Origin of the sequence: Pseudomonas sp. AL 58 (genome assembly GCF_036348395.1) — a bacterium.
GTDB lineage: Bacteria > Pseudomonadota > Gammaproteobacteria > Pseudomonadales > Pseudomonadaceae > Aquipseudomonas > Aquipseudomonas defluvii.
Genome location: NZ_JAZBQR010000022.1, coordinates 64,772 through 83,651, shown reverse-complemented (window position 1 = coordinate 83,651; position 18,880 = coordinate 64,772). Strand labels below are relative to the sequence as shown.

13 protein-coding genes are annotated in these 18,880 nt (G+C 60.9%); all 13 read right to left on the bottom strand.

Annotation, left to right across the window (positions count from 1 at the left end):
• Positions 1-35: 35 nt before the first annotated feature.
• Entirely contained in the window at positions 36-1,703 is a 1,668-nt protein-coding gene (locus tag UIA24_RS19535; protein ID WP_330523610.1) for a multidrug ABC transporter permease/ATP-binding protein, read from the bottom strand.
• A complete protein-coding gene (locus tag UIA24_RS19530; RefSeq protein ID WP_330523609.1) occupies positions 1,700-3,352 on the bottom strand; it encodes a multidrug ABC transporter permease/ATP-binding protein in 1,653 nt (550 codons plus the stop codon). The genes UIA24_RS19535 and UIA24_RS19530 overlap by 4 nt, the downstream gene beginning before the upstream one ends.
• A 65-nt stretch (positions 3,353-3,417) precedes the next feature.
• On the bottom strand, positions 3,418-4,737 hold the full coding sequence (locus UIA24_RS19525; RefSeq protein WP_083199817.1) for a lysine N(6)-hydroxylase/L-ornithine N(5)-oxygenase family protein: 1,320 nt from the start codon (positions 4,735-4,737) through the stop codon (positions 3,418-3,420).
• A gap of 114 nt (positions 4,738-4,851) precedes the next feature.
• Positions 4,852-5,055, bottom strand: coding sequence for an MbtH family protein (locus UIA24_RS19520; RefSeq protein ID WP_330523608.1), 204 nt, complete (start codon positions 5,053-5,055; stop codon positions 4,852-4,854).
• Positions 5,056-5,158: 103 nt separating this feature from the next.
• The gene (locus tag UIA24_RS19515) at positions 5,159-6,199 is read right to left on the bottom strand and encodes a GNAT family N-acetyltransferase (protein ID WP_330523607.1); all 1,041 of its coding nucleotides are present in this window, start codon (positions 6,197-6,199) and stop codon (positions 5,159-5,161) included.
• 69 nt (positions 6,200-6,268) lie between these two features.
• Positions 6,269-8,509: a TonB-dependent siderophore receptor gene (locus UIA24_RS19510; protein WP_330523606.1), complete on the bottom strand. Its 2,241-nt coding sequence runs from the start codon at positions 8,507-8,509 to the stop codon at positions 6,269-6,271.
• Between the two features lie 583 nt (positions 8,510-9,092).
• Positions 9,093-9,770, bottom strand: a complete 678-nt coding sequence (locus UIA24_RS19505; protein ID WP_330523605.1) for a hypothetical protein — start codon at positions 9,768-9,770, stop codon at positions 9,093-9,095.
• A gap of 166 nt (positions 9,771-9,936) precedes the next feature.
• Positions 9,937-13,224 carry a type VI secretion system membrane subunit TssM gene (gene tssM / locus UIA24_RS19500; protein ID WP_330523604.1) on the bottom strand — a complete coding sequence of 1,096 codons (3,288 nt, stop codon included), beginning with the start codon at positions 13,222-13,224 and terminating at the stop codon, positions 9,937-9,939.
• 46 nt (positions 13,225-13,270) lie between these two features.
• Positions 13,271-14,482, bottom strand: coding sequence for a type IVB secretion system protein IcmH/DotU (gene icmH / locus UIA24_RS19495; protein WP_065760184.1), 1,212 nt, complete (start codon positions 14,480-14,482; stop codon positions 13,271-13,273).
• On the bottom strand, positions 14,479-15,819 hold the full coding sequence (tssK, locus tag UIA24_RS19490; RefSeq protein ID WP_330523603.1) for a type VI secretion system baseplate subunit TssK: 1,341 nt from the start codon (positions 15,817-15,819) through the stop codon (positions 14,479-14,481). The genes icmH and tssK overlap by 4 nt, the downstream gene beginning before the upstream one ends.
• Entirely contained in the window at positions 15,806-16,345 is a 540-nt protein-coding gene (gene tssJ / locus UIA24_RS19485; RefSeq protein WP_330523602.1) for a type VI secretion system lipoprotein TssJ, read from the bottom strand. Before tssJ ends, tssK begins: the two co-directional genes overlap by 14 nt.
• The gene (locus UIA24_RS19480) at positions 16,332-18,422 is read right to left on the bottom strand and encodes a type VI secretion system Vgr family protein (RefSeq protein WP_330523601.1); all 2,091 of its coding nucleotides are present in this window, start codon (positions 18,420-18,422) and stop codon (positions 16,332-16,334) included. Before UIA24_RS19480 ends, tssJ begins: the two co-directional genes overlap by 14 nt.
• A 10-nt stretch (positions 18,423-18,432) precedes the next feature.
• Positions 18,433-18,804, bottom strand: coding sequence for a DUF4280 domain-containing protein (locus UIA24_RS19475; RefSeq protein WP_065760180.1), 372 nt, complete (start codon positions 18,802-18,804; stop codon positions 18,433-18,435).
• Positions 18,805-18,880: the final 76 nt, after the last annotated feature.

Below are 18,880 nucleotides of genomic sequence, written 5' to 3'. Positions count from 1 at the left end.
GTTTCAACTGATCGATAGGCAATCACCGGGCGCCCTCAGTCGCTTGCGCTGAGGGCTGCCACGGCATCAAGAGAGGCGCGCGCCCGGGAAGGCCCCTGGAGCTCGACAAGTTGGCCGCCGTCCATCTTCAGCAAGCGATCGGCGAGGTGGAAATAGCGCTCGTCATGGGTGATGGCAAACACCGTTTTACCGGTACTGCGCAAGTACTCCAGCACGCCGAGGTAGAACAACTGACGGTATGCCGGGTCCTGGTCTGCGGCCCATTCATCCAGCAGTAATACAGGACGCTCTTCCAGCGCGGCCAGCATCAGTGCCAGACGTTTACGCTGGCCCTGGGAATAGGCCGTGCTCGGCAATCGCCCGTTGCTGGGCGTCACCTTGTCGCTGAGGGCCAGGCGCTCCAGCCATTGCGCCACCAGCGTCGAATCGGCCGTAGCGCCCTTGCCATCAAGCAACTGGGCAAACAGATGGAAGTCGGAGAACACCGCCGCGAACAATTGCCGGTAGGCAGGGAGTTGCTCCACTGCCAAAGGCTGACCATCCATCAGAATTCGGCCGCTGTCGGGGACGCTCAAGCCACACAGCAGGCGTGCCATGCTCGACTTTCCGCTGCCGTTGCCGCCGATCAGGAACACCACTTCGCCGCGCTTCAGGGTCAGGTTCAACGGCCCTAGCGCAAACCCGCCTTCACCGTCACGCTCGGCGTACCGGTAGCACACGTCTTCCAGCACAAGGTGCTGCCAGTCCGCTGGCAGCGCCTCAGGCAAGGCAAACCCCGCCTGATAGGGTGCCAGCGCCAGGCTGTCGAGTTTGGCCAGCGCGACATTGCCGGCAATCAGCCCAGGCATCGCCCCGACCAGCAGCCCCAGCGGTGTACTGAGGTACAACAGGCTGATCGCGAACGTGGTGGCGACGGCACGGTCAGCCCAACCAAAGTGGCTGGCGAGAAAGAAGCTCACGCCGATGGCCACCAGCAGCATGACGCTGATCCAGTTGCTGTAGGCACTGTAGAACAGGTCGGCGCGGCTCTGGTGATAACGGTCCGCCTGGGCACTGCGCTCAAACTCCTCCTCATAGACCCGTCGCGCGCGGTGCCGATTGAGGCGCAATTCCTTACGCCCTTGCAGCACGGCAAGGTAACTGCCGTACAACTGATCGGCGGCCTCGCGGGCACTGGCCACTTCCCGGTTGGTGATCCCGAGCAAGCGCCAGGCCACCAACAGTGCGGCCCCGATCAGGGCCAGCGTCGCTAGAAACAAGGGCCAGGACAACCAGGCCAGGTAAGCACTGGCGGCGACGGTCAGTAGTGCGCCGTGAACCACCGCCGGCAGGCGTACGAAGGCTACCGACAAGGCTTGTACATCGACACTGAGGCTGGCCTGGAGTCGCGGCGCCCCCAAAGCGCCGAGGCGCGCCAGGGGCGTGTCGAGCATTCGCTTGAGCACGGTATTACGCAGCGCCAGCACGCCGCGATGCCCCAGCGTGGTCATGCCGATCTGCGCAATCACCCCCGAAACCATGACGGCAAGCAAGAGCACCGTGAACTGTGCCAATGCAGGCCCCAGTGCCGTACCGGGTTGAGCCAGACGCTGGTTGATGAACGCGATCACGCCAACACCGATGCCGGCATTCACGATGCTCAGCAGCGTAATGAACAGCGCGAGCCCGGGGTGGCGCCCAAAGAGCATTCGCATCAATCTCATGGCAATGCCCTCCCACGTTGTGCTTCACCTGGGGCAGGCACCGGTAACGCGTAGAGCTGCCCGCCCTCCATTTTCAGAAGCCGGTCGGCGAGGTGAAAGTAATGATCGTCATGGGTAATCGCAATGACGGTTACGCCCTGCTCGCTCAACTGCGGCAGCAACTGCTGATAGAAGGCACGGCGATACGCCGGGTCCTGATCGGCGGCCCATTCGTCAAGCAGCAACACACCCCGCCCCTCAAGCACCGCAAGCAGCAGGCCCAAGCGTTTGCGCTGGCCTTGAGACAGTTCCAGATCAAGCAAGCGCGCCTGCTCGATACGAACTTTGTGCGCCATGCGCAGCAGTGCCAGCCAAGCCTGGACAACATCACGCGGGGCATCCTCACCCGCCACGCCAAGGAGCTGGCGAAACAGGTGAAAATCGCTGAACACGGTACTGAACAACTGCTGGTAGGCAGCAAGGTCATGCTCGCCCACGGCTCGACCATCGACCCGCAGGCAACCGGTATCGGGCTGGTAAAGCCCTGTGATCAAGCGTGCCAACGTGGACTTGCCGCTACCATTGCCACCGACCAGGAACACCCGCTCGCCACGTTGCAGGGTCAGGTCCAGGGGGCCGACAACAAAACCCGAACCGTCCTCGGAGCGGTAGCGGTACGTCACAGCATCCAGTTGCAAGCGCTGCCAACCCTCGAACGCCGTGGCAGCGGGCAGGTCGAAGTCTTCCCGGTACGGCTGAAGTTGCAAGGCATTCAGCTTCTCCAGCGCCACATTGGCCCCCAGCAGATTGGGAATCGCGCCCATGCTCGACACCAGCGGTGCACGCACGAACAGGATCACCACGGCAAAGGTAGACGCCACGGTGTAATCGGCCCAACCGTAGCCACCGACCAAGGCAAACACCAGCGCGAGGCTGGCCAGGATCATGCAGTTGACCCAGTTGCTGTTGGACCAATGGAAGGTATCGGCACGCACCACGTGATGAAAGTAGTCACCGGCACTGGCCAGGTACTCCTGCTCGTACAGGTGCTGCGCCCGGGTGCGGTTCAGTGCCAGCTCCTGTCGCCCCTCGATAACTGCGCGGTAATGCGCGTGCAGTGCATCATCCGCCTCGCGCAACTGGCGCATGTGCGCCTGGGTACGGCGCATCAGCTGCTGGCTGACGACCACCATCAACGCCAGCCAGGCCAGGGTCGCGCCAAACAAGGGCAACGACAACCAGGCCAGGTAGCCAAAAGCGGCCAAGGTGAGGATCGAGCCATAGACGATCTCCGGCAGGTTGATGAACCCGATGGTGATCTTCTGCACGTCGCCGCTCAGGCTGGCCAACAGACGCGCACTGCCCAGGCTTTCGAGACGATCCACATCCGAATCCAGCACTTGCTTGACCAACCTGCGGCGCAGACCATGAACAAATCGATGCCCAAGGCTGGCGATGAAGGCCTGCACGCCGAAACTCAACGCGAACAGCAATACCAGCAAACCCGCGAACGCAAGCATCGCACCTTCGACAGCCCCCTCGGCGTCCATCAGGCGGTTCTTGATGAAGGCAATGACGCCAACATTCAGCACCGCGCTGGCCGCACTCAACAGCAACACCCCTAGCAACGGCCAGCGATACTGCCGGTAGATCAAGCCAAGCACCCCCATTCGTCCTCCCTTGGTTTAAACAGGTTGCGAAAAACAGCCTTTGCAACGGCCACTGCCAGCAGCGGTCATGCCCGCGCCTGTCGACCGCCCTCTTCACGCGCATGGCTCCAGGTCAGCGGTGGTGGCACGGGCGTTGTCGCATACAGCGGCTTTTCCGCGATGCTGTTGATGATCACTGCCGATCGCCACGCGGCCAGACTGAGTTGCGGGTCTGCAATGCCATGGGTGTATCGGCCCGCGTTCTGGACGTAAATCCGGTTACTCGCGGGGCCATCCCACTGCGCGGAGTAGTCCTGATTGAGCACCAGGCCACCTTCCTGATCATGGACCAGCCGCGGAATCAAGGCGGCGATGCACTTGGGCAGGGTCTGCTGATAGCCCGTGGCGAGAATCACCTCATCGGCATCGAGGCGTTCGCGGGCACCGTTGAAACCGTTGTGGTTCGTGAGCTGGAAATGGCCGCCGTGGCGCTGCATGGCCACCACTTCACGCTGCGGCAAAATGCGTGCAGGCACCGCTTGCGTGTTCAAGAACTCGTTCTCGTACAGCGCCTGGGACAATTCGCGCAAGGTCACCGGCGATACACCGTCGCCCGCCAGTTTCTGTTGAACCACCAAGCGGCGCTTGTCGGCTTCCGGCAGCGCATAGAATTCACGCACGTAGTCCGGAGAAAAGTATTCGTTGGTGAACGGGGTCTCATCCAGCGGTTCAAGGTTGGCCCGGCGCGTGATCCAGTTCAGCTCGGACACCACCCCTCGACGCCCGGAGAGCACATCAAGGAAGATTTCCGCGCCACTCTGCCCGCCCCCCACCACGGTCACCCGCTTACCGGCCAGCGAATGCTGCGCATGCATGTAGCCATGGCTGTGCTGACAATGTTCACCGCCCAGCACGCGCCCCCACTCGGGAATGTGCGGCAGCAAACCGGTCGCGACCACGATATGCCGGGCTTTCAAGGACGGACGATTGGCGAAGCCGATGACAAAATCATGGCCATCGAACGTTACCTCCTGAACGTCGCTGGAAAACGCGACATTGGGCAACTGCTCAGACACCCAGCGCATGTAGTCCGCGTATTCGACGCGGCGCACATTCGTGTATTCCGCATTGATGAATCGATAGAAGCGGCCTTTGTCGACCAGGTAGTTCAGGAAGCCATAGCGGCTGGCCGGGTCGACCGGCGTGACCATGTCCTTGAGGTAGGACGTCTGCATGTAGGTGCCGGGCAACATCATCCCGGCGTGCCAGTCGAAACGCGGCCTGCGCTCGAAGAAGCAACTGTTGAGCTGTGCCTGGGGGACCATAAGCGCGGCCAGACTCAGGTTGAACGGGCCGACGCCGATTCCGGCGACATCCAGACGCTTGGCCATTTGCAGCAGTTCCATCACGCGCTCCCTCTTGGTGCCCCCGCGCTACCGACTTCGGTCAGACAAGGAGGCATTGATACATGGGGCGGAGCAAACGCATCCGCCCTTCAATTCCCGGCACTCGCCGGCCTGTCAGTGGGCCAATTGCTGTTGCAGGCTCAAGGGCCGCATGTCGGTCCAGACGCTGGCGATGTGAGCCAGGCACTCCTGCCGCAGGCCACGCTTGCCGGCATCCTGCCAACCTTCGGGAATCGCCTTGTATTCGGGCCATATGGAGTATTGCTGCTCACCATTGACGACCACGACGAAGACTGCGTTTTCACTGTCAAAACTCATAGTGTTCCTTCCTGTCGAACGGAATCATCGAAATGATTCGTAGGCACATGCCTACAACCTGTTTGGGCTTGTCGAGGAAGTGACGAATGAGAATGATTTTAATTTAAGAACAAGCAACCAGCGCCTGTTCGCCGTGGTTCGGGGCATCGGCGAAGAACACTTCACGCGGCAAGATCATCATGGCTGCGCGCTTGTGCGGGAAATCGAATTCCTTCTCGCGATAGAAACCAGCCCGCTGCAGATAGTTGATCATCTTCGCGTTGTCGGCACGCGGCTCGGCCACCACGCGCTGGGTGCGGGCGTCATCAAGAAACAGGAAGTGCGCCAACGACGACAGCCAGGCACTCACCCGGTGAGCGCCCCGGTAGCGCTGCTCCCCGACCAGCATATGCACGCCACGGTCGTAATCTTGCACGTCGTAGTACGGCGCGATGCGGTCTTCGCGGGCCCAATAGGCCTCGAAGTACGCAAAAGGCTCATCATTGAAGCAGGCGATCAAGGGGTGCACCTTGGGGTCTGCCAGCAAAGCGTCCAGGTACTCGCGATGCGCCTGCTGGCTGCCGGTCATTTCCCAGAACGCCGCTACGCGCGGGTCATTCTGCCAACGGCTGAACACCTCCAGATCCTGCTGCGGATCGAGCGTGCGCAACGAAATCGTCTCAGCGAATTCCGCCACGTAACGTCGATACACCGTGCCAGGCTGACGCGGTGCACGTTGCGGATGGCGCTTGCCATTGCTCAGACGGTACTGCAACGGATACTGGCTGGACGGTGGATAGGCCAGCCAGGGTTGCGGATGCTGGCGGAACAGGTGCTGCGGGCAAATCAATACTTCGCTGTCGGGCGCATGAACCGCCAGGCCTTCGCGCAACAAAAGGCTGACCTGAGCCTGCCCCGGAACCAACAGCGCAAGCTCACGTACCGGGTGCACCAGGAACGCCGCATGCAAGGCGGCCAGCGTCAGGTCCTTGAGCTGCTCGACCTCGCACGGCTGCAGCATCAACCGGGCACGTTGGCCCCCCGTAGCCACGACGAGCGACCCCACAAAGCGACCTTCGAGGTCGATATTCAATTGATCACCCTGCTGCTCGATGGACAGTCGGCGGCCATCGACCTGCGGGACGGATAAAGGAGAGAAAATCATGACAACACCTTGCTTGGCGGATGGGTTCACCCCCTCGATCCTGGAGGGGGCGAAGATGGCTACAGACGCTTACCAGTTGTAGGACACAGAGGTGGAGAGCATGCGCGGGTAACCGTAGTTGCAACGGAACTCCGTGCCTTGGCAGGTGGCATAGTTATTGTCGAGCAGGTTCTTGGCGTTCAACTGCACACGCCAGTTTTCCAGGTCGTAATGCACCATGGCGTCCACCAGGGCATAGGCCGGAATATCCAGTTTGTTGGCGTCGTCACCGTAGCTGGAGCCGACATAGCGCACGCCAGCGCCAAAGCCCAGGCCTTTGATATCACCATTCCTGAAGGTGTAATCCGCCCAGATCGAGGCCATTTTCTCCGGCACGTTGTACGGCCGGTTGCCTTCATAGTTGGTGTCCTTGGTGATCTCGACCTTGTTGTAGGTCAGGCTGGTAATCACGTTGAACGATTCGGTGATGCTGGCAACCGCTTCCAGCTCGACGCCGCGAGACTGGACCTCGCCAATCTGGACCTGCCGCTGGCCGCTCGGGTCGGTTGGATCGGGGGTCGGGACGTCCTTCTTGCGCAGGTCGAACAACGACAGCGTCACCGAGCTGTTGGAGCCCTTGGGCTGGTACTTGATACCCAGCTCATGTTGCTCGCCCGTGGTCGGTTTCATGAGGTCGGTGGTCAGGCCCACGTTGGGGGCGAATGATTGGGAATAGCTGTAGTAAGGCGCCAGGCCATTGTCAGCCAGATACACCACACCTGCGCGGTAGGTCGCCTTGCGGTCGTTACGCTGGTTGGTACCTGCCGCGTTGCGCGCGTTGGCGTAGGCACCGGTACCACCGTCGCTGTCCTGGTTCACACGTGCCCAGTCAACCCGGCCACCCAAGGTAAAGGCAAACTTGTCGATCTTGAACTGATCCTGGGTGTAGATACCCAGCTGACGCACCTTGCTGACCACGTCGTTGGACGTCGCCAGGTCGCTCGGTGTCCAGTTGCCGTAGGTTGGGTTATAGAGATCGAAGGGGTTCGGGTCACCGCCCGGGCTGCCCTGGTTGAAGATGTCGTAGGTGGTGTACTGCATGTCACCGCCCAGGGTGACGTTGTGCTCGACAGGGCCGGTGTTGAAGTTTGCATGGGCCTGGTTATCCAATGCCCAGCCAGTGACGGTGGTCTTGGAGGTCAACGCACCACGGTAACCCTGGCCAAAGTCGCCTGGTGCCAGGTCTGCCGTTGGTGCCGGGTTGTAATAACCCAGGCCATAAATGGACTTGTAGTCCAGGGTCAAATGGCGGTAGCGGAAATTCTGCTTGAAGCTCCAGACATCGTTGAACACATGATCGAAGGTGTAGCCGATGCTTTCCTGATCGCGATCGAAGTGGTCGAAGTCCGGCTCGCCAGCGAACAGGTCGGTGTCATAGCGGCCCAACGGGTTGGTTTTGACCGTGCCCTGGTACGGCAGGTACTGGAACACCGAGCCCAGGCGCTCGTGCTGAACCTGCGCCAGGACTGTCAGCGAGGTGTTGTCATCGATGTTCCAGGTCAGTGCCGGGGCGATGAACCAGCTCTCTTCGTCGACATGATCGATCTGCGTGGAGCCGTCCTTTATCTGCGCAGTCAGACGCCCGAGGAAACGGCCCTCGTCATCCAGCTTGCCGCCAATATCGAACGCACCGACTTTCTTGTCGTAACTGCCGTACTCGGCCCGGATCTCACGGATGGGCGCCGCGGTCGGACGCTTGCTGACCTGGTTGACCAGACCGCCCGGCGAGCTTTGGCCGAACAGCACCGAGCTGGGGCCACGCACCACTTCAACACTTTCAAGGCTGTAAGGGTCGACACGCCACATGCCGTAGTTGCGGTTCAGCAGGTTCAGGCCATCGAGAAACAGGCCATCATTGGACTGATCGAAACCGCGGATGTAGATGTAGTCGTTGCGGTTATCGGCGCCGAACGGCTCGGCGTTTACCCCAGCGGTGTAACGCAGGGCTTCGCTGAGGGTTTGCGCATCCTGTGCGTTCATTTGCTTGCGCGTGACCACCGTAACCGACTGCGGGTTTTCGATCAGCGGCACGTTGCTCTTGGTGATGCCCTGCGCTTGAGTGGCGACGTAACCGGTGTCTTCCACCGCCTTGGCCTCCACTGCCGAAGGCGCCAACTCCACATACGTCCCGGAGCCGCTATCGGCTGCGTTCTGTGCGTACGCCACGCCCATCGGCAGCAGCGAGCTCAACGCCGTCACAGCCCCTAGCCCCAGCCACTGTGACGAGAACGCACCGGCCCCGAATTTCCCTGCACTAAACCCCAATTTCATGACGCTCCCCGCTCCCTGTAGACGTTGTTGACTGTCGCTATTGAGAATAGTTTACAGTTGCGAACGCTAACAGGAAACACTTCAGCCACGCAAACAGGTGGGAAGGCCCTAAAAACAAAAACGCTATCCTGGTGGTAGCGCTGGCCTTTCGGGTCGCAATGGTGAACGATAAGGGCCTGTGGCCAGACGGGAGCCCCCTTCGAAGGCAGGAGCAAGCAGCAACTGCCGAGTTGACGAGGACCTGCTTCAATGGTGCGACCAAGCGCCTTGCGCAGCGTGAAACCACGCAAGGTTATTATTTATTAGCTTTGGCGATTTCAATTCGAGTCAACCTGACTCAGAACAGAACACTCGCTGATAATTGATGTTTGTATAGCGCAATACAGCACTGCACCCCAACACATTTCCGCGCTTAACTTACGCCATTATGGCCCTTTATATTCAGCGCCGACACGGGCATAAATTACTGCAGACTTATGGTGAGACGGGGCTTGCGCCTGTACATGAAAGACACCATTAAGAAAGTATCGCCTTCAACGCTCAGCAGCAGTCGACCAACGACACAAACCCCTGAAATAATGAATCAATACTTTACAGTTGTAAAATCCAGGGGCACAGTATCTGCAAGCACATGATCATCCCTTGAAAACATTATCGCACTGGTCATACGAGTACCTGCAACGTCAGCATACGTATCGATCAAATAACGCTTTATATCTGATTTTAATGACATGCCAGCCGTGGGCTTCCATAAGTACCGACCGAAATTTGGATCGTAAAACACTATGGCGCCACTTTTCTTTGACTTAAACAACGCCACAGCGTGCCCAGCCCAGCTATCCGGCGTGCGGAAACGCCCTAGACAACCTTGCTTGACTTTCATATGTTCTTCACTGGAGAAATCCCAGCATGTCACGATAACAACATTCCCTGATTTCTTTGGCAGAGAATTCACTAGATCCACTGCGGCACCATAGCCAATGGCAGTTTTGCGCTTAATATGTCCTAAGGATCTTTTTTCTGCTTCTCTCTCCAGAAAAAAAACCTCCGCCCCACTAACGTTCGAATGTGCAAGCGAGTGACGGTAGTGCGTCTGAAGGCCTTTTGCCTCAATAACATTAGGCTCAGCGAGATTTTTTGCCTCCGACCCAATCACCGTCATCGCCCACTGACCACTCATGCCCAAGCAGTTACCCTCCCCGCCAAAATGATTCATGGCATCAGAATAAAACACAGGCCCTGCTATCAATTCAAAACTCATTGCAATTCTAACCCCTACCTAGCCAATTAAAAATAAACTTCTAAACATAATTATAAATAACTTATGCGCGCGCTGCACAAAACCGACCAATACATAAACATCATCATTCAATTTTATACCCGTACAAAAGCCACAACTGAGCCTGTACTAAATCTCAACTAACGCATCAAACATCCATCGCCTCAATCACAGTATTACCAATCGCACAGCTAAACCGCTTCACCCCCTGACTATCAAACGGCGCACCCGCACGACCCACACGTAACTGCAAGCGCACTTCTTCGCCTTCGAAATCAAACACCAGCTGACGTGCCTCGGGATCTTCGGTCGGGATTTGCCGTGCCTGGTCGATCAGGCGAAACCAGGCCCACGGCCCGGTGCTTTTGCGGATGAGGGTGCGGCCGTCAAGCAGTGTCACGCTGGCCCGGATTTCACTGCCCAGGGCTTTGCCGGGCCATTCGAACAGTGCCGAACCCAGCGGCCCATGGCTGTAGTTCAAGCGCGCACCGTCGTAGTCCAGGGTGAAACTGGCGATGCGCTCGCTCATCATCAGCGGGCTGAGTTCGAATGCCAGCTGTGCCTGGTGTTGGCCTGCCGGGAAGAAGCTGTCGCGCAGCTGTGCGGCGTTCTCCAGGGTGGCCAGCAGTGGCGCACTGAGGCCGCCCACCGAGGCGCCCTCGTTCAAGCGCCAGGGGCGTGACCGGGTATCAAGTTGGCCGTCCAGGTGCTGCTCTACAAAGCGCTGCAGCAAGCCGTCGGCCGCAAACAACCGGTTGAAATCGTCCAGCGACGCCTGGGTGTCTGAATCGCCGTCGAACGGGTAACGCCCGCTCAGCGCACGCTCACAGAGGGGCGCGACGTCGCTGGCCCATGCACGTTCAAGCACGTGCCGGGTGTGTTGCTGCACGTGCTGCTGACCGACCTGAACGATGTCCAGCATCATGGGTTGAAGCAGCGCGGGCAGTTGCTCCACCTCTTCCCTCAGGCGTTGCAACGAATCGCTGGCGTCCATGGGCACTTTCTGCCGCACGCCCTGTTGGCTGGCGTCGATGAACAAGGCGGTGTCTTTCAAGGCGAGCAGCAGTTGCTCGGACGTGCTCACCGGTGCCTCGGCCGCCAGCCATTGGTGCAGGGGCTTGAAATGCTGGGTGACCGGATGAGGCAACGGGCTGACCGCCGGTACCGGTTGAGCCAGGCCGACCCGCTGCTGCAGGTGCTCGCCTTTCTGCAGGGCGCGCTCCAGCACGCCGTGGGATGGTAATACGGGCGATAGCTGGGTGTGGCGCGCCGCCGCGTGCAACAGTTCCAGCAACGGCGAGTCGCGTTGCGCCAGTTGCAACAACCGGCGCGGTACGTGTTCGGACTGATCCAGGCCGCTGACTTGCAGGTCGTCGAAAAACGCCTCCCACTGCTCGATATAGGCCTGGTGGTAGAGCGCTAGCACCTCGTCCTTGATGGGCTTGAGGCTCAGCACCTCAGCCTGCCCCATCAGGCGTCGCTCTTGAACCAGCGCTAGCGCCAGCATGGGCTCGACGCGTGCGCTAAAACGCCGGTGCCCCTCCACGGTGTAAAGCCCCGGTACCCCGCGGGCCTGGGGTTCTCCGCTGCGCTTGGTGAACAGCAACAGGCCGCCCGCGCCCAGTACAGAGGCGATACTGAATTCGCTCAAGGTGCGATCATCCACCTGCTCCAGTAGCTGCCGGTACAACCGGTGCGCCACAGGTTCAGCCGCCAGCTGGTTGCGCGCCTGCTCGATGAGCCCGCGGTCCAGTGGCCGTGGCGTGGACAGTGCCAGGCGCTTGAGCAACCGCTGCAGGTGCTCGTCCAACTGCTGATGCTGCGCGTCACTCAGGCGGCTTCCGGCACTGTCGCGAAAGGCGCTGGCGTACCACTCGCCCAGTGCTTGCGCATCAAAACGCCCTTCTCCGCCCAGCATCAGGTACAACGACAGGCTCTGGCGCAGTGTTGCTTCGCTAAGGGTTTGAGCACGGCGTAGACGGTCTTCGAGACGCTGCAGCAGATCGGCCAGCACCTGCTGTTCAAGGGCGTGGGCATAGGCTTGCGCCGCATGCAGCTGCAATTGACGACCGGTCGACCAGGGCAACCAGCCCTGGTCGAGGGTGTGCGCCATGCGGGCGAGCCGATCAAGCCGCAGCAGGGTGTCGCCATCCAGCACCGGGGTGTTGGCATGATGGGGCGCCTGCTGTAACGCGGCTATCTGTTGATCGGTGTGTTCCAGGCGACGGGTCTGATCGCGGTGCAGGCTGAGCAACAGCAGGCCGAGCATCAGGCTGATTACCGGCACCAGAACGTGTGCCCATGACCGGCCCCATGCCAGCCCCTGGCGCATTGGCGTGCGCAGTCGGCCGGGGCGCCAACAGGTGTGCAACGCCCGCAACAAGACCGGGGCCGGCGATTCGACCGTGGCCGGTTGTGCACTGAAACGCACCGACTGCAGGGCGACCTGGGCAATACCGCGTTCTTGGGCCAGGGCCGTTTCCAGCACCGCCTGCAGGCTCATGGAGAGGGCGCGCCACATCGGCGTGAAGCCGAACAGCATGGAACGCACCTGAACATCCGGCTCACGCTGAAGACGCTCGAGCGCGGTGCTGTGCAGGTCGGCAATCAGCCCCCTCATGCGCGGGCCTAAGGTCGCAAGCAGGTCTCGGTTACGCAGGGCCGGCGCAAACGCCAGGCTCAATTCACGCCGGTCAGCCGCCAGCCACGCCAGCGACTCCGTGTACCCGGGCAGTTGCTCACACCCGCTGACGATCACCTGCACCGACAGCGCGTTACCAAAGCGACTGGCCAGTTCTTCAAGGCGCGCACGGAGCATCAGTGCCAACTGATCGCGTTCGGCGACGCTCGCTTTGTGTAACTGCACAGCCGACAGCACCAGCAGGATTCCACGCGGCAGTGTGCCGCCAACCTCAGCCTGTTTGAGCTCATCGAGCAACAGACGCCACAGCCGTGCCTGCTCAGGTTGAGACGGGCTCAGCAGGCTGCCGTTGATATCGAACAGGGCGAAACCGCTCACCGTGGCGCAGCGCAGGTCGTCGTTGGCGTTGCCGCTCAGGCCGAGCAACGGGCCCTTGTCCAGCCCCGGCGGGCCGATCAGCAAGAACCCTGGCAACCGGCCACTGGCGCGTTGAAACCAGGCCTGCAGCCGCTCGCGCAGCAACCGTTCCCGATCCGAACAGGCCTCCTGCGGCGCGGCGTCGATCAAGGGCGCTGGATCGGTTTCCTTTGTGCGCCGACGCCGACGCAGCCATAGCACCAGTGCCAGGACGGCAAGCCCGGCGCAGAGCAGCAGACGGCTCGCCACGCTGGCCAAGGGTGCGTAACCATCGACTGCCAGACGCTGGCCATGCATCAGGACCAGGTACATCAGAATTACAAGGCCCAGCAGCGCCGCACAGGCGAACAGCAGGGTTTTCAGGGCGCGCAGAAGCATGGCAGCAACATCCGCAAGTAAAAGGTGTGGGGGAATGCCGTCTCAGTCAGCCTTGCGTGGGATAGGCGAAAATTTCCACGCGACGGTTTCGGGCACGGTTATCCGGGCTGTCATTGGCGAACAACGGTTCAAGCTCACCACGCCCCTCGGCGGTATAGCGCAGAGGGTCGATGTCATTGCCCACCAGCGCGCGAAGCACGGTCTCGGCACGGGCCAGTGACAATGCCTGATTGGAAATCAAGCGGGTCGCCACCGGCGTGTCGTCACTGTGGCCAATCACCTTGATGTGCACCGGCCACTGCTCCAGTGCAGCGGCAATACGCTTCAATACAGGCTCGTAGAGCGACGCCACTTCGCTACCGCCAGCAGCAAACAAACCGGAGGAACTGATCGTGATGCGCACGCCAAGGCCGTCTTCAAGCAGGTACAGGCGGCCAGCCCGTACGTCTGCGGACAGCGCCAGGGCCAGTTGCTGCGCCAAGCTGTTCAGCGGTGCCTGCTCCAGTGCCTGCAAGCGCACCAGGGTTTGGTAGGAACGGTTTTCCAGGTGATAGGCCAAGCCGGCCGCCAGCATCACCAGCAATGCCCCACACCCCCACCAGACATAACGACGACGGCTGAAGTAGTCATGACGCCAGCCACGCACCGGCTCATCCGGGCTGACCGTGGGCAGGTAGCCGCGTTGCATGCGAATCGTTTCGAACAGGTGGTTGCGCCGCAGCGCAAGCGCGGCGCGCCCTTCACTCTGAATGCGGTAGCGGCCCTCCAGGCCAAGGGCCAGGCACAGGTACATCACCTCCAGCAGCGGGAGGTTTTCCTCAGGCTTGAGCTCAGCTGCATCGAGGTAGCCAAAAAAACCGTCTCCACCCGAGGTCTGGCCATGGAAGATCATCAGCAGGCTGTGTTTCGACCACTCTCCCCTGCCCCATTCAGCACTGGAGATGGTTTCATCGAGCAGCGTACACATCGCATACTGGGCGCGTTCAACCAGGCTGACCGGTACGCGATCCTCCACCGCCTTTCGATGGAACGTACGCATCTGGGTAACCAGATGGGCGCGCAGATCATCAAGGTCGGGCGCCTGCTCAAGGCTGCGCAGCAACACGACCTCATACAGCAGGTCACTGGCATGCAGCCCAAGCCCTTCGCTACTCAGCGCGGGCAAGGCGTCATGTGGCCGTGCTGTCGGGGCCGGCAACGCCGACGCGCCCCAGCGCGCCTTGATGTTTGCAAGAGGGGTCCAGAAACGGCGTTTCATTGAGGCTCCTTGATTGCCCAGAAGGCCAGTTGCAAGCCCGGAAAATCACCGGCCACATGCAGGCCGAAACCGGCGCTGCTGCCAAGTGCCTGCCACAACGGGTTGTCGCGCTGAAGCTCGAAATAGCTGAAGCCTGCGTAATACGGCAGTTCACGTGGCGCGGCCGGCAGAACACAGACGTTGATTCCGGGTAGCTGCAGGTCGACGAGGTCGGCAACGCGTTCGCTTGGCCCGACCTTCAGGCACGTCGGAAACACCTTGCGCAGTTCGTCATCCGGCACTTGGGCACGCACTGCCAGTACAAAGCGGGCGCTGCCATACAGGCTGGTGTCGAGCACGGCGGCAACACGAATACCGTGTTCACGCTCATTCAAGGCCAGGGGCACTACATCGGTTCCGGCCTGCGCACTGAGGATATGAGCCAGGTCGATCATGACGGGGTCGAAGCTGTCGGCGAGCCGATCATGCCGGTACACCGGATAGGACTTTGGCCGCTTGCTGGTTTCAGAGAAAATCGCCAACTCACCGGCCAGGGCGACCAACTCACGGTACAGGACCTCGGGGTGCAAGCCTGGGTAGCTGGCCAGGTGGGCGAGCATCGGCTCGGCTCGGTTGATCGTCTGCAGCATCAGAAAATGATGGACCTCGGCGATTCCGCCCAGCCCTGGTACGCCCATGTTGGTCGCCAACATGTAGCCCCGCTGCCGAACACGGCCGAGGAAGTCATCCACAAATGCCGCCAGCCGCGGCGCCAGGCGCCAGTTCAGAACCGGTGCGATGAAGGCCTCATCCAGGCTGACCTGGCCACCGGAACTGCGTTCAAGCACCCGGGCGACATCCAGGTACACATGTGACTGCTCGACGTCCTGCCGACGTGCCAGGCGCAGGTTGAGCCGGGCAAGCTGCAAGGTCGCCTCTGCGGCACCCTCGGCGGTGCTGTCCTGCACCGTGGCCTCCAGCCGATGGTAGCGCGACAGGCTGTCGGCGGCAGGTGCGTGCTCGACGTCGATGTGTGCGGCGCCCGCCCTGGGCAAGGCCAATACCACGTCCAGCCCGCGTGCGCCCTCAGGGACCACAAAGCCGGCCTGCGCCAGGCCTTGGCTGTCGAGGTTGAACAGCGTGCCATCGGGTAGAACACCTGCACACTCGAGCAGCTGGATTCGCCCCAGGAGCAACTGCGCCGGGTCGAGTTTCAGTGCGCTGAACCCCCAGACGTTAGCCTGTACCGCTTGCAACCCCTGAACCAACTGCGCCTGCACGTGGCGTTGTTGCTGTTGGAAATGTTGCGGCTGGAGGAACATGCCTTCCGACCAGACAACGCCGTCATTGCTGAGCATGTGTTAAGCCCTCTGCTAGTGGAATGGCCTGAACCGATACCCTGTCCCGCGCCAGGTTCACCTTCAGCACCTCGGGGCTTTGGGCTTGAAAGACGTCAACCGCGCGCCATTGAGCGTTATCCAGGTCGCGGTACTCCGCGACCACGCCCACCAGGCGCATCTGCGGATGGGGTACGAAAAGGTGTTCGCGCCGTTCGCCAGGGCTTAACTGAAACGTCTCGCGCACGAGCCAGGTCGCATCGGCCGACGACTCATTGGCATGCTCAAGCCGTGACAGATCCGCCTTGAGGAAGGTTGTGGCATCGCTCAACTGATAGAACGTGAGCAACACAGGAGACGGACGACCGAAGAGGTTCGGATTGACATCGAGCGCCGCCACAATGTCCAGGCGCTTTTTCGGGTCGAGTGGCGCAGGCGCCTGAAACCAGCCAAATGCCTGGCAGCCCTGCAGCAATCCCAGGGCCATCAGCAATGTGCCGCGCAGCACCGTGCGCGGGACCTGTGCAATGGTGTTAGTCGCGGCCATCATCAGCCTCCTTGGGGGCTTTGGTTTTTTTCGGTTTTTGCGGTTGTTTGGGTGACGGCGCCTCTGCGGACGCCGAGCTACCCTCGCCGCCCCCGTTGATATCGACCTTGCCCTTGCCGTCGATGGCCACCATCGCGCCATTGATCGAAACCCCCTTGGGGCCTAACTCGACCGTGCTGGAACCGGCCTTGAGCACCAGCGTCTGGCCCGCTTCAAGGGTGATCGTCTGGCTGCCCTTGACGTCGACACTGCTGGCGCCGAGCTTGAACTTGCCGCCAACCTTGGTATCGCTGTCTGCGGCGATGTCCAGTGAATGCGCGCCGCCCAACTTGACCTGCTGATCAGCGCCCACCTCGAGCGAGCAACTGCCTTTGATCGCGCTGACCTGGTCGCCACCGACATCAAGTGAGTAGTCCGCGCTGACCCGAGCGTTAAGGTCACCCTCGATGTGCTCGTGGGCGTCTTTCATCACCTGGCGGTAAGCAGTGCCGCCTACCTTGAGGTGAATGTCGTTGCCGATGTGTTCAAAGGCATCGTTACGCACCGTGATGTCCTGGTTGCGCCCGGCATGGAACAACAACTGCTCGGCGCCGCCCTTGTCCTCGAAACGCAGTTCGTTGTAGACATCCTCGGCACCCAGCGACTGGCTCTTGATGCCACTGCGAGCGACCTGCGCGGGTAACGCGTAGGGTGGCCGCATGCCGCCGTTGTAGAGGCTCCCGGTCACCAGCGGACGGTCAGGATTGCCATCGAGAAATTCCACCACGACCTCTTGGCCTACCCGTGGCAGGAAAACCGCCCCCCAGCGCTGCCCGGCCAGGGGCTGCGCGACACGCACCCAGCATGAGCAGTTCTCGTTGCGCTGGTCGCTACGGTCCCAGTGGAACTGCACCTTGATCCGCCCGAATTCGTCGACCCACAGCGGCTCGCCCTCCTTGCCGACGACGAACGCGGTCTGCGGACCAACGATCTTTGGCCGTGGGGTCTTGAGTTCGGCGCGGTAGCAACCGTCGCTGCGGATTGCCACGACCTGACAACTGAAACGTGGGCCACTGACGCCGTAGGTCGAGGTCACACAAGTTGCCTGAAGCTGTGCCTGGACGATCAGGTACTGCGTGTTCTGGTTGTGCTCGGGATGCCCCTCAAGGGTGAAGCAGGCCCCGGGCAGAAGATACGGTGCGCAACCTGCTGCGCGGATGCGCTGCTGTTCGGCATTCAGCGCCTGTACCCGAACCTTGGTCGCTGCCTCACCCGCAGTGACGTCATTGAAGTGCCCTGGGTAGTGATAGTGTTCATAAGTGGCCTGATCATGCGCCATGACCACCGAGGCATCGGCGCCGAGCACGCTGGCTTCGCGGGTGTTGGCCTTGGTGAAATCGAAGTCGGTGGCACGCACTCGACCACTGCACAACACCTGCTCCGGCACCCACGCCGAAAAGCGATTGAACAGCTCGGGCTGCCCTCCACCCAGTTCAAACCGATGATCACCTTCAAGCAGCGTGTGCTCACTCATTGAATCGGTGATCACCAGGCAGTGCCCTTCAGCGGTGTGCCGGAAAAAGTAGTAAAGCCCGGCCTCCTCCATCAGGCGGCTGACAAAGGCGAAATCGCTCTCACCGAACTGCACGCAGTATTCCAATGCCGGGTACTGCTCAAGGGGCACGCAGTCCAGGTTTCCCGGGTATACGCTCAGCACCTCCTTGAGCACCTCAGGCGCCGACTTGCTTTGAAAAATCCGGCTGTTGCTCGCACAGGTTGCAAACCATAACCAGGGGCGCAGTAAAAACTCATAGCACGGCAGTTGGCCCTGATCCGCCACACGGCGGAAACCACAGATGTGCGCGTGCAGGACACGTGCAGGCGCTTGAAAGTCGTACGGGAGCTCGACGACCAGGGGCTGGCCCAGCCAATCATCGGCCTTCAGTTCGCCCTCCGGGCTCAGGGCCTTGACCGTGTATTCAAACAACTGGCTCAGCCCCTCGCTACCGTCCAGGCCGGCGAACAACAGCGCAGTGGAACCTGGCGGCCCGGCGAAGGAGCAGGAGGTAGGGGCGTGTTTTGCAGAAGCGCTAGTCACGTGCAGCCCCTCAGGCAATCATCGTTTTACGGGTACCGGGCTGAACGATCTTGATCACGCCCCCCCAGTTGCACAGGCAGGTGCATTGGCTATGCAGCGCCGGTTGCCCCGCGAGATGGGTCTTGGCAGCGCCGGGTGTCCAAGGCGAGGCAGTTGCCGGCACACAGGGCATTGGGGTCAGTACCCCCATTGCCGCAGACGTCGCGGCGGAGACCGTCGGATTGGCCATCGACGAACACACGCCGAACGGGGCGATGTTGACCATCGGCTTGTGGTCCATGATGTTGGCGGCGGGCTGGCCTTCAACGTTGTAGCGGTTTACCGGCAGTACAGCCAAGTTCGCAGGCGCAGCCCCGAATGAACACCGTAACAACGCCCCCATTACAACTTGTTCTGGCACAACAGCCCCTCCGCTGAATAATTGGTTACGTTATGCGGCAACCGACACCGATGAAAAC